General features: G+C 41.9%; 14 protein-coding genes. 11 read left to right on the top strand and 3 right to left on the bottom strand.

Annotated elements, in window-relative coordinates:
* The first annotated feature begins 7 nt into the window (after positions 1-7).
* Both aceA and hpaB read left to right on the top strand, forming a co-directional pair.
* The gene (gene aceA / locus K2225_RS07020) at positions 8-1,303 is read left to right on the top strand and encodes an isocitrate lyase (RefSeq protein ID WP_255574300.1); all 1,296 of its coding nucleotides are present in this window, start codon (positions 8-10) and stop codon (positions 1,301-1,303) included.
* A 146-nt stretch (positions 1,304-1,449) separates the two neighbouring features.
* The gene (hpaB, locus tag K2225_RS07015) at positions 1,450-2,889 is read left to right on the top strand and encodes a 4-hydroxyphenylacetate 3-monooxygenase, oxygenase component (protein ID WP_220584101.1); all 1,440 of its coding nucleotides are present in this window, start codon (positions 1,450-1,452) and stop codon (positions 2,887-2,889) included.
* Between the two features lie 11 nt (positions 2,890-2,900).
* On the opposite strand, the gene K2225_RS07010 is transcribed toward hpaB, so the two are convergent.
* Positions 2,901-3,038 (bottom strand): hypothetical protein, encoded by a 138-nt coding sequence (locus K2225_RS07010; protein ID WP_220584100.1) that lies wholly within the window; start codon positions 3,036-3,038, stop codon positions 2,901-2,903.
* 126 nt (positions 3,039-3,164) lie between these two features.
* On the opposite strand from K2225_RS07010, the gene K2225_RS07005 reads away from it, so the two are divergent.
* Together K2225_RS07005 and K2225_RS07000 are read left to right on the top strand one after the other, a co-directional pair.
* Positions 3,165-3,371, top strand: coding sequence for a YozQ family protein (locus K2225_RS07005; protein ID WP_146816768.1), 207 nt, complete (start codon positions 3,165-3,167; stop codon positions 3,369-3,371).
* A gap of 2 nt (positions 3,372-3,373) precedes the next feature.
* The gene (locus tag K2225_RS07000) at positions 3,374-3,631 is read left to right on the top strand and encodes an alpha/beta-type small acid-soluble spore protein (protein ID WP_220584099.1); all 258 of its coding nucleotides are present in this window, start codon (positions 3,374-3,376) and stop codon (positions 3,629-3,631) included.
* A 53-nt stretch (positions 3,632-3,684) separates the two neighbouring features.
* On the opposite strand, the gene K2225_RS06995 is transcribed toward K2225_RS07000, so the two are convergent.
* Entirely contained in the window at positions 3,685-4,071 is a 387-nt protein-coding gene (locus tag K2225_RS06995; protein ID WP_220584098.1) for a hypothetical protein, read from the bottom strand.
* Positions 4,072-4,207: 136 nt separating this feature from the next.
* Here K2225_RS06995 and K2225_RS06990 point away from each other — a divergent pair, with 136 nt between their 5' ends.
* Positions 4,208-4,804, top strand: a complete 597-nt coding sequence (locus K2225_RS06990) for a serine/threonine-protein kinase (RefSeq protein ID WP_220584097.1) — start codon at positions 4,208-4,210, stop codon at positions 4,802-4,804.
* Between the two features lie 66 nt (positions 4,805-4,870).
* Positions 4,871-5,110: a hypothetical protein gene (locus tag K2225_RS06985; RefSeq protein WP_146816760.1), complete on the top strand. Its 240-nt coding sequence runs from the start codon at positions 4,871-4,873 to the stop codon at positions 5,108-5,110.
* 40 nt (positions 5,111-5,150) lie between these two features.
* On the opposite strand, the gene K2225_RS06980 is transcribed toward K2225_RS06985, so the two are convergent.
* Positions 5,151-5,909 (bottom strand): TrmB family transcriptional regulator, encoded by a 759-nt coding sequence (locus tag K2225_RS06980; RefSeq protein ID WP_220584096.1) that lies wholly within the window; start codon positions 5,907-5,909, stop codon positions 5,151-5,153.
* A 426-nt stretch (positions 5,910-6,335) separates the two neighbouring features.
* On the opposite strand from K2225_RS06980, the gene K2225_RS06975 reads away from it, so the two are divergent.
* The 5 genes from K2225_RS06975 (at position 6,336) to K2225_RS20185 (ending at position 11,618) form a co-directional block, all read left to right on the top strand.
* A complete protein-coding gene (locus tag K2225_RS06975; RefSeq protein ID WP_220584095.1) occupies positions 6,336-7,505 on the top strand; it encodes an MFS transporter in 1,170 nt (389 codons plus the stop codon).
* A gap of 425 nt (positions 7,506-7,930) precedes the next feature.
* Positions 7,931-8,107, top strand: a complete 177-nt coding sequence (locus K2225_RS06970) for a YfhD family protein (RefSeq protein WP_089654190.1) — start codon at positions 7,931-7,933, stop codon at positions 8,105-8,107.
* A gap of 186 nt (positions 8,108-8,293) precedes the next feature.
* Positions 8,294-9,205: a glycine betaine ABC transporter substrate-binding protein gene (locus tag K2225_RS06965; protein WP_220584094.1), complete on the top strand. Its 912-nt coding sequence runs from the start codon at positions 8,294-8,296 to the stop codon at positions 9,203-9,205.
* A gap of 260 nt (positions 9,206-9,465) precedes the next feature.
* A complete protein-coding gene (locus K2225_RS06960) occupies positions 9,466-10,413 on the top strand; it encodes an AAA family ATPase (RefSeq protein WP_220584093.1) in 948 nt (315 codons plus the stop codon).
* A complete protein-coding gene (locus K2225_RS20185) occupies positions 10,410-11,618 on the top strand; it encodes a DUF58 domain-containing protein (protein ID WP_220584092.1) in 1,209 nt (402 codons plus the stop codon). The genes K2225_RS06960 and K2225_RS20185 overlap by 4 nt, the downstream gene beginning before the upstream one ends.
* Positions 11,619-11,620: the final 2 nt, after the last annotated feature.

Here is an 11,620-nt window from a genome sequence, read left to right as displayed (position 1 = left end):
TTTCATAATGAATGAGCGTATAGAAAAGTTGCGTCACCAATGGCAGGATGAGAGTCGATGGAGCGGGGTGCAAAGACCATATGAAGCCGAAGAGGTCATTCGGTTAAGAGGGTCCATGGATATTCAACATACCTTAGCGGAAAAAGGTGCTGAAAAGCTCTGGAAGTTAATGAACGAGGAAGATTATGTCCACGCGTTAGGTGCTTTGACAGGGAACCAAGCGATGCAGCAGGTGAAAGCGGGTCTGAAGGCTATCTATTTGAGTGGCTGGCAAGTGGCGGCTGATGCCAACCTTTCAGGGCACATGTATCCTGATCAAAGTTTGTACCCGGCTAACAGTGTACCGCAAGTGGTGAAAAGGATAAATCAAGCTTTGCAAAGAGCGGATCAAATTCACCATATGGAAGGCAAAGACGATATCGACTGGTTTGCGCCTATTGTGGCAGACGCCGAAGCTGGCTTTGGTGGGCAGTTGAATGTGTTTGAGTTGATGAAAGGAATGATTGAAGCGGGGGCTGCAGCCGTTCACTTTGAAGATCAGCTTTCTTCGGAGAAAAAATGTGGTCACCTTGGAGGGAAAGTCCTTTTGCCGACACAGACGGCGGTTCGAAATTTGATTTCCGCAAGGTTTGCTGCGGATGTTATGGGGACACCGACGATTATCATTGCAAGAACCGATGCGAATGCAGCGGATCTGATTACGAGCGACGTCGACCCATATGATGCGTCATTCATTACTGGTGAGAGAACGGCTGAAGGGTTCTTCAAAACTAGGTCTGGATTGGATCAGGCCATTGCACGTGGTTTGGCTTATGCGCCATATGCTGATCTTGTTTGGTGTGAAACATCGGAGCCTAACCTGGAGGAGGCTCGCCGTTTTGCAGAAGCCATTCACGAACAATATCCTGGGAAGCTATTGGCTTATAACTGCTCTCCTTCTTTCAACTGGAAGAAGAAGCTGGATGATGAAACAATTGCAAACTTCCAGAGGGAATTAGGAAAAATGGGATACAAGTTCCAATTTGTCACATTGGCAGGGTTCCATGCCTTGAACCACGGCATGTTTGAACTTGCTCGTCAGTATAAAGATCGTGGTATGGAAGCTTATTCAGAACTACAGCAGGCAGAGTTTGCGAGCGAAATTCACGGATATTCAGCGACACGACACCAGCGTGAGGTTGGAACAGGATATTTTGATGAAGTCGCTCAAGTAATTTCAGGTGGAACATCTTCTACAACGGCATTGAAAGGGTCCACAGAAACCGAACAATTCAACACTGAAACCGTTAGCCCTTCTTCCTAACTGGAGCCAATAAATGAGTGAGAAACGTCGGGAGTTTGAGTCCTCCAGGCGTTTCTTTTTCTTGTTTATAAAGCACAATTCCCCGCCAAATTAATATGGTATGATATCAGTTATTTTCAGTGATTGCGAAAATCAGGAGTGATATCATGCCGGTGATTTCAGGAAAAGATTATATAAAACGGATTGATGCTATGCACGCAGAAGTGTGGGTGGCCGGTGATAAAGTGACGGGAAAGATTTCTGAACACCCTGCTTTTAATGGGATCATCAGCAGCCAGTCGGAACTCTACGACCTTCAATGTGATAATCAAGATGATATGACTTTTTCCTCGGAAACGACAGGGAACCGTTTGGGGCTGTCTTACTTAATTCCAAGAACGAAAGGGGATTTAGAAAGAAGGAGGAAAATGATTCAACGGTGGGCTCTTCATTCTGGAGGAGTAATGGGTAGAAGCCCGGATTACATGAATACCGTACTCGCTGCCTTCGCTGCATCCATTGATGTTTTGGACGGAGAAGCGAATTGTTACCCAGAACGGCTTTTGCAATTTTATGAATATGCCCGAGAGAATGATTTATCGTTCACCCATACATTTGTTAACCCTCAAAGTAACCGTTCAAAGTTAGCTTTTTTAGAAGAGGATGTCACCAATGCTCGGATCATGGACCGGACCGACAAAGGTTTGATTATTAAAGGAGCTAAACTTCTGGCAACACAAGGGGGAATAACGGATGAGATCATTGTCTTTTCTGCCCCTGGTGCACAGGATAATGCGCACGCCTACTGCTTTTCTATTCCGAGCGATACGAAAGGGTTAAAGTTTATATGTAGAGAATCGTTCGCCAACCCTGGTCCATCTTATGATTATCCTTTATCCTCACGATTTGAAGAGATGGACACGATCGTCATTTTTGATGATGTACTCGTTCCATGGGAGCGTGTCTTCATCCACGATAATATCCGAGCAGCGACCCGTCTGTATGTGCAGGGAAAATTTGTTCCTTTTACGCTACATCAAATTGTTTCAAGACAGATCATTAAGACTGAATTTCTATTAGGAATCGCTCAGGGAATCGTGGACACCATTCAAATCGGTGATTATCAACATGTTCAAAGTAAAGTAGTGGAAATAGTCAAAGGGTTGGAAGTTATGAAGGCACTTGCCATCAAGTCCGAACAGGAAGCGTCTGTTGATGCTTCAGGGATTATGGTTCCTGCAAAGCAACCGCTATATGTGGCTGTGAATCAATTTCAAGAATCCTATCCGAGATTTGCTGAGATCCTTCAAATCCTTGGTGCCAGCGGAATGATGTCAATTCCACAAAAGGCGGATTTTGAAGGAGAGGTCGGAAAGCAACTTGACCATTTTTTGCAAGGAGTCGATGTGAGCGGGAAAGATCGAGTTTCCCTTTTTCGGTTAGCCTGGGATTTGACGATGAGCAGTTTTGGTTCTAGACAAACGCTTTACGAACGATTTTTCTTCGGGGATCCTGTACGGCTTTCACAAACCATTTATCAAATTTATGATGACAATCATGCGTTGGAAACCATCCAACCGTTCCTATTAAAAAAAGCTGACAAGTAAATGTCAGCTTTTTAGCGTTTAGCATTCGCTTTTTTTGCTTTTTGTTCTAACTGAGAGCGAGGTTGCTGATCGGCGACATCTTCAGAAAGTCCCTGTGGGTTTACCGTATTGCCGCCATTTCTTTTGAATGCGTTACTTTTCTTACTCATAAGCACACCTCCTATCGTTTATTTTGGAATAATGCTCGGTTTTTATCCATGTTTTCAACAGGCAAAAGCTTACAACGAATGGGTTGTTCAAACATGCAAAAGCTAAGCGCAAAGGAGGAGTTAGGTATGAAGCAAAAACAAAATAACCCCCGGCGTAATCCTAGACAAAACACGGACGACTTCAGTTCCCAGGGCTTATCTATTACACAGGAGCAGGTATCCGACACGCTCACTGAAGGTACGTACGACGCCAAGATTGATGAAGTGGATGAAAACGGACAGTTGATCAGCCACAAGGGTGAGGATATTAAAAAAGGAAAGCAGCGTGACTGAGGATGGCTCGAAAAAATAAACTGCTTGTTCCGGAAGCAAGAGCAGGGCTCGATCAAATGAAAGCTGAACTTCTTCAGTCATCTTCTCCAGATCAAACGAAATATGAAGTGGCAGAGGAACAGGGAATCCCTTTGAAAAAAGGCAACAATGGTGATTTGTCTACGAGGGATGCAGGTAGAATCGGCGGTCAGATCGGTGGGCGGATGGTAAAAGAATTAATTCGCAGAGCCCAACAGCAAATGGAACAAAATCAAAAATAAGAGGCGCTGTCCGGCGCCTCTTATTTCTATATCGTCACTTGGTTGGAGAACGCTTAAAGCTTATTAGACAACATGTCTCTTGGATGCATCATCATTAAACGATCAAGTTCTTTTTTATGGTAAAGGAATTCCGATTTATTCTTAGAGACAAGGGCCTGATCGATTTGGTGCTGATGCACAAGAACCGCTAATTCAAGATCCATTTCTGTATAGAGTGAGCGGTCTTCATACTTTTCATCAATAAAAGGGATCGACATATAAAAAGGATCAGCATCATTTTTTCTAACAGCAATATACCAACCTGCATGATCTACATAAAAGGGGTCTTCGAGGATGTGAAGGTGATCGCCTTGGACAAACTCAACAATTTCATGGCATGTACAATCTTGGTTGCCTTTTTCATATGTGAACGTTTGTAGAACGGTCAAGGTATTCTCCATAGCCATTCTCCTTTCAAGGTGTTAAAACAATAATAATTGATAATGATTATCAATGTCAAACAAAAATCCGCTTTTTTTCTGATAATTTTGGTATAATGATATAAATAAAACGGCTTTTTCATAGAGGAGAATCTTTATGGGGAATATCAAAGATTTGGTTGGAAAAGTACAGTTCGATGGGGATCGTCCCATCGTTGTCCCTAAAGAATTACAGTGGATTGGCCAGGGAAGAAGCGCCGTGGTCTACCGATTGAAGGGGACAGACATAGCGGTTAAGGTTTTTTATCCAGGTTACGAGGATCTCGCCCATATTGAAGGGGAAGTTTATGAAAAGCTGAACAACCATGAGTTTTTTCCAGCTTTTCATGAAAAAGGAGAAGGTTATTTGACGATGCAGTACGTGGAAGGCATCACGTTTTATGACTGTCTCGTCAATGGAGTTGCCATTACAGAAGAGATGGTCCGACGTGTAGACGATGCCCTTGAATTTGCGTGCCGGTTAGGTTTCAACCCTTCTGATACTCATTTAAAGAATATCCTGCTTACTACCGATGGTGAAGTGAAAGTGATTGATGTGGTTCGCTTCACACAGGAGTTTGATTGTCCGCATTGGCGTGATTTGAAAAAAGCATATGAAACCTTTTATCAGCGCCGTTATGTCCCGAAAAAATTCCCTCGATTTTTTATAGAATTTATCATACGTTTGTATCGCAAAAGGCTGCTGCCGATTTAGAAGGTTCTGTTGTTTGGTCATCCATTTTTCTGGGAAAACCCTGAACTAGAAAGGTGGAATGTAATCATGACACAATATCGTTTAAGCGATGTAGAAGTCGGTAAAAATTACAAGGCCAAAGAGTTAGACAGTTTTGTATCCACAACAGATGTGCTTGTTCTTTCCAACAACGATTCACAACTATTTACAGAACCTGAAAGGGAGTATAAAGTTGTCGATTCATTTGAAGGTTTTTTTGAACATTCCTCTGAAGATGGAGAAAAGTATTTTCGTGAAAAGAAAGCCTATGTGGTAGAAAAAGTATAGAAAAAAGGCATCCTTAAAGGATGCCTTTTTTGATGGAAAATCAGTACCTTAATTTCATTAAAATATCCTTAATTTCTTCATCGGCCATAAGTATATCTTCGTATTTCTTCGTAATTTCAGTCAAAGCGACATCATGATAGAAGAATTCAGTAAAGAACTTTACTAATGGCTTGGATAAAGTATGAATGCCCTGGAAGGCATCACCCTCCACGCCGGCAAATAAAATTTCCTTGTAATCAATGATGATAAGCTTGTGCCTTTCGAGGGCTTCGTGTTTTTCATCGGGAAGGAGGACATGCGCATGCAGTTTTCCTGAATCCAGTTCCCCGACAGAAAGAAGTTCTACTTTTATCCCTTCTTTCTTTTTTTCTTCCAGAAGGGGGAGCAGAGGAGCCAATTCATCACTCCATCCAGTAACGAGTATTTCTTTCGTTGCGGTTTGGATCCGCTCTTTTAATAGAGCGTTGATGGAAGCATCATTTTGGATGGTCCACACACGTTCATCTGAATCATGAAGTTTAAAAGTTGAATTTCTTATTTCATCTATGTTGGATTGAAATTCAGTCGTCAGCTTCTCAATCGTCGTTTCCAGTGAAAGGGCGGTGTAAAGTTTTTTTCTTTCTTGAAAAGAAGTGAGAATCAGACCTTTTTCTACAAGGCGCTGAAGAACTTCATAAATTTTTGATTTTGGGACTTGTGAGTATTTGACGATGGATGTGGCATCCATAGGCTCTTCACTTGCTGTAAGGACTTCAAAAACTTGGCTTTCATACTGAGTGAATCCGAATTTCTGTAACATCATGTACCTCGCTTTTTGTGAACAGGATTTTGGATTAGTTGTAGAATATAACCTTATTCAATAGAATGGCAGGGCTGTGTAAGGCTCAGTTTCCCAAATGCGGAATCGCCCTGGTAGACACGACTGGCATAAGCAGAACAGCAAAGGAATGTGCTCTTTCATTCCTTTGCTGTTCTGCTTATGAAGCGAGTGTTTGGGCAATGGAGCTGGCTGAATAGCTTCCCAGCTCAACCCCAGCAACGAACCGCGAAACATCTCGATACTGAGTCTTCCACAATCGGGAGCTTTAGTGGAACAGAAGTTTTTAATCAATGCTTTAGATTTAGAATACATGGAGGAGTGAAAAACGTAAACATTTCCTCTTGTTTTATCTTCTCCTAATGGTTACCATTGTAGTGGTAACCTAACAGAAAGGGTCATGCAATCATGAATAAAAAAGTTTATTTATTAGCACTTGTTGCGTTTGTTGTGGGAACTGTTGAATTGATTATCGGTGGGATCTTAGACCTTGTCGCTGATGATCTTGGTATTACTCTTGGTCAAGCAGGCCTATTGATCACTATTTTTTCCTTAGTATTTGCGGTGGCATCGCCAATTTTACTAACGGCAACCGCCCGGTTTGACCGAAAAAAACTGATGCTTGTCACGTTGGTTATTTTCTTTCTAGGAAACATGCTCGCCTATCTGAGTCCGAATTATTCTACAATTATGCTGGCAAGGGTATTAACAGCTGCGAGTGGCTCATTACTTGTGGTGCTAGCTGTAACGATTGCTTCTGCAATTGTTACTAAAGAGTATAGAGGAAGAGCGATTGGTACCATTTTTATGGGCATCAGTGGTTCCCTTGTTCTTGGAGTACCTATCGGGTTGACGATTGGGAACAGCTTTGGATGGAGATCCCCATTCTTACTAATCAGTGTACTGACTCTGCTCTCTATTGTGGCCGTTTGGATTTCGTTAGGGAAAATCGCACCAAAACCCGTCCTTTCTATTAAGGAGCAATTGAGAACGTTGAAAGATAAAAAGATTTTCTCTGCGCAGCTGACCTCCTTTTTGTTTTTAACAGGTCACCTTGCTCTGTATGCTTATCTGACTCCATTTCTTAAGTCGGAAATGGGGATGAACGGGACTTGGGTGAGTATCGTCTACTTCATCTTCGGTGTTGCTGCCGTTATGGGGGGAGGAGTAGGAGGATTCTTATCAGATAAATTTGGATCTGAGAGAAGTATCCTCGGTATTATTCTCGTCTTCGCAATTGCTATTTTCACGATTCCACATGTCACGTTCTCTCTACCATTGTTTCTAATGGTGATGGTGATTTGGAGTGCATTAAGCTGGGCCGTCACACCAGCACAGCAAAATTATCTGATCTCTTCAGCACCTGAAACTTCAGATATTCAGCAAAGCCTGAATAACTCTGCCCTGCATTTCGGGATTGCTTTTGGTTCTTCTATCGGTGGAATTGTCATCGAGCAGAGTTCCGTTATTCATAACGCCACGGTTGGAGGGGTCTTCGTGCTTATCGCATTGGCCACTGCTTACTTCTCCATTACTCGTGGTCAACGAACGTATGAACAAGAACTCATGCAGCAATAGCAGAAAACTCCACTGTATGAGAGTCACCTAATAAAACACCTCCAAAGTTGTAATATTACTTACACTTGGAGGTGTTTTTCTTTCCTTTGTATTTAATGGAAATCACTCCCGATTATTTCAAATGGAAAGGGTGAAGGAGAGTCAACAATCGGGTTTTCATAAATTCAACAGGAACACTTTTTTAATAAATGGAAGCCATCCACATTTTCTTTAATGTAGGTGGATTAATTTGAATGGAGATACTTTTTCCCGCCGCCTTGTTGATAACGTCAAGTCCAATTGAGTTCTTTTAATGAGTGGTATATATACCTTCGCTACATGAACATTCGAACCAAGTTATTCGGAAACTAGAGCCCATTCTAAAGAATATTTTTGGTGATTCGAAAAATACTATCATTGTTCCAATTAAAAAGGAGGGGAAAAACATGGGTAGAGACGAACACCGTAAGAACAAAGGGAAACAGAAACGCAAGTTACCTCAAACTCCTAAGAATCAGAAGAACATTGATGTAGAGTTCTCTGAAGAATTAGCGGATCGCGAAGATAAAATCGCTCAACAAAGAGCGGAAGCTGCAGACCGCCGCGCTCACAAAAAACAATAATTGGTAAATAAAACCACACCAGGTCATCCATTATATGGATGACCTGGTGTGGAATATTCATGCATTAATACATGTTGTACAGTTTAAATTGTTTGAACTTAAATTACTTAATGGTATAATTTCAAATTGTGTTTAATTCCTGAATCACATAATAATGCAATGAATACTTAGAGGAGGTCATTTGTTATGAAACAATGGCGTAAATGGTTACCGGCTGTATTGCTTGGAATTCTCTTAACTTTAGCTGCTTGTGGCGGCGAGTCGGGGGAAGATGCATCAAATGGTAACGAAAACGAAGGTGAAAATGCCGAAACTTCTGAAGAAAAAGGAACCGTCCGAATTGGTATGAACAACTGGGCGGAGAATGTTGCCGTATCAAATATGTGGAAACTTGTCCTTGAAGAGAAGGGCTACACTGTAGAGCTGGAACAAGTCGAAAAAGGTTTCCTATATGAAGCTTTATCCAGCGGGGATTTGGATATTGGTATGGAAATCTGGCTTCCGAACACGGACAAAGCGTTTTATGAAAAATATAAAGAAGATATCGACTGGCGTGAAACTTGGTATGAAGGAACAAAATTAGGTCTTGCGGTACCGAGTTATATGGAAGATGTCAATTCAATCGAAGATTTAAAAGGTTCTGATGCCTTCCCTGACAAGCAGATTGTAGGGATTGATGCTGGGGCAAGTATCATGTCTCTGACAGAAGAAGTCATTAACGAATATGACTTGGATTATACTCTTGCAGCATCCTCAGAGCCAACGATGATTACAGAGTTGAAGAGTTCCATGGAAAGTGAAGAACCTATTATTGCGACGTTATGGAAGCCACACTGGGTATTCTCTGAAATGGATTTGAAGTTCTTGGAAGATCCTAAGAATGTTTATGGCGATTCCGAAAATATCTCTTATGCTGCACGTAAAGGTTTAGAAGAGGATCAACCTCAAGTGGTCAAATGGTTTGACAACTTTATGTTAAATGATGACGAGCTTGGCAGTCTTATGGCTAGCATAAATGAAGCTGGCGATGCCCAGGAAGGTGCTCAAAAGTGGGTGGATGAGCACCAAGACCTTATCGATGAATGGACAAAAGAATAACAGCACTAAAGACCTGCTCTTTTTTGAGCAGGTCTTTTATGTTCTTGAACAAACATGAAGATCCACACATTAAATTTTGCGATTTCTGTATGCGGGTTCAGCAATGGTTAAAATCCTGTAAATCGGGAGCCGCTTTCTCCCACACCCAGCTGAGCATCCATTACTCGTCTTCCACCTGGAACCATATGAATTGAAAAAAAGTCTAACATAATTTGGTATAATGAGGAACTGAAGATGTAGTACAAGGGAGTTTTTACATAATGAGTATAGAGAAAATAAGAAAAGCGAAAGAGGCAATCGGTCGAGTCATACTCGGTAAAGATGAGGTTGTAGAGCTTCTGTTTGTCTCTATCATTGCAGATGGACACACACTTCTTGAAAGTGTGCCCGGCTCTGGAAAGACGAAACTAGCGAAAAGCTTTGCTAAAGTGATGGATGGTCATTTTTCAAGAGTTCAATTCACTCCAGATGTCCTTCCAAGTGATGTTACAGGCATTCAATTCTTCAATCCGAAAACACAAGAATTCGAATTGCGTGAAGGTCCGGTCATGACCAATGTCCTCCTTGCCGATGAAATCAACCGGGCGACTCCGAAGACACAATCCAGTTTGCTTGAGGTCATGGAAGAAAAACAAACGACCGTGGATGGGGAAACATTACAAATTGCCCCCCCACTCTTTGTGATAGCCACTCAGAACCCTGTGGAAGGAAACCAAGGCACGTTTCCTCTACCTGAAGCCCAATTAGATCGGTTTTTATTTAAAATCGATCTCGGGTACCCGACAGAACAGGAAGAAAAGAATATTCTATGGACATACCAAAAGAATGAACCTTTTGATACTTTGACGCCACAAATTTCATTAGAAGAAATTTTGGAAATTCGAGCAAAATCAAAAGAGATTGCCATAGCTGAAGATACTATGAACTATCTTTTGGACCTCGTTCGTTTGACACGGAAAAGTGAAGATATTGAGTTGGGAGTCAGTACCAGGGGAGCTCTCGCTTTTATGAGAGCGACTCAGGCGCGGGCGTTACTAGCTGGGAATGATTTTGTACGCCCTGAGGATGTGAAATTCTTAGCTCCTTATGTGTTAGAACACCGCATTGTGCTTTCTATGGAGGGGGCTATAAGGAAAACAAAAGAACAGGTGATCCGCGAAGTGATTCAGGAAGTTCCTGTTCCCGTTGAAGCAGGTTCAATACAGTGACTCATTGGGAAAAACAACTGGGATTGGGAAGAAGATTTTACGATGGGGTTTTAGCTGCGGTCATCCTCACTGGATTAGGGGGAGTAATCGTTAACCAGCCGATTTTCTATTTTCCTACAGGTCTTCTCCTTATATTTTTACTTGGAAGTAAGATTTTCGATCATTACAGTGGTTCTGATTTTGAACTGCAAAATGTTAAACGTTCAATTCGGTTGTTTCCAGGAGATAAAGCTGAATGGGATCTCCATGTGAACAATTATTCACGGGTGCCTATGCTCAATGGAACATTGTCTTTTGAAACAGGGAAAACGGTGAGTAGTAACAGTGAGATGATGAACGAATTGAACCATTCCTATTCTTATAAATTACCCTTTTCATTAGTGAGTCGTGGGGAGTCCGTTGTGCATATTCCACTGAGAGCTGAAAAGCGCGGGGTAACAAAAGTAAAGAATATGTCGTTCCGATTTCCCCATTTACTGAATTTCACTCCTATAAAAGTGGGGTACAAAAAACCGTATCTAACAGAGTTTATCGTTTACCCAACTCCGGAACCTGTTCTGGGAGTCAAAGAATATATTCATCCGTCCATCGGGGAACAACGCACAAGTTTTTCTCCCTATGAAGATGTTTTAACACCTGTCGGTACGCGGGATTACGAACAGGGAGACGCCTTTCATAAAATTCACTGGAAAGCGAGTGCGAAATCACAATCTTTGAAGACGAAAGTGTTGGAGCGCGAGGTGAATGGGAGTTGGACGATCATCGTCAACGTAGTGGAACAAACGAGACTAGGAAATGAACGTTTGTCTCCTCGCCTTGAGTCATTATTATCCTACGCATGCTATTTATGCTATACGGCTACAGAACTCGGCAAACCATATGAGATGATCATTAATATGCGCAAACCTCAAAGAAACCCGTATTTTCATCAACAAAAAGGAGAGGGAAACGTTCATTTACGACAATCCCTGGAAATGTTGGCACGCATTGATAAACAACATCGGCTGCTGCCTATAGACCAATTGTTTCACTGGTTGGGACCGCGAGGCTTAAACAGTAAAGTTGTTCTTATTGTTGGAGAGATTCCTGATGGAATTGTAGATAAGTTAAGAGAATGGCAATCGCAAGGTACTGTTGTACTTCAGGTGCAGATGGATGACTCATCTGCCTATTTACGCCCTGCCTTACAAAGAGGAGGTGCTTGAAT

This window comes from Halobacillus sp. Nhm2S1 (assembly GCF_019599545.1).
Classification (GTDB): Bacteria; Bacillota; Bacilli; order Bacillales; family Halobacillaceae; genus Halobacillus.
This window is presented reverse-complemented; position numbering and strand designations above follow the sequence as displayed.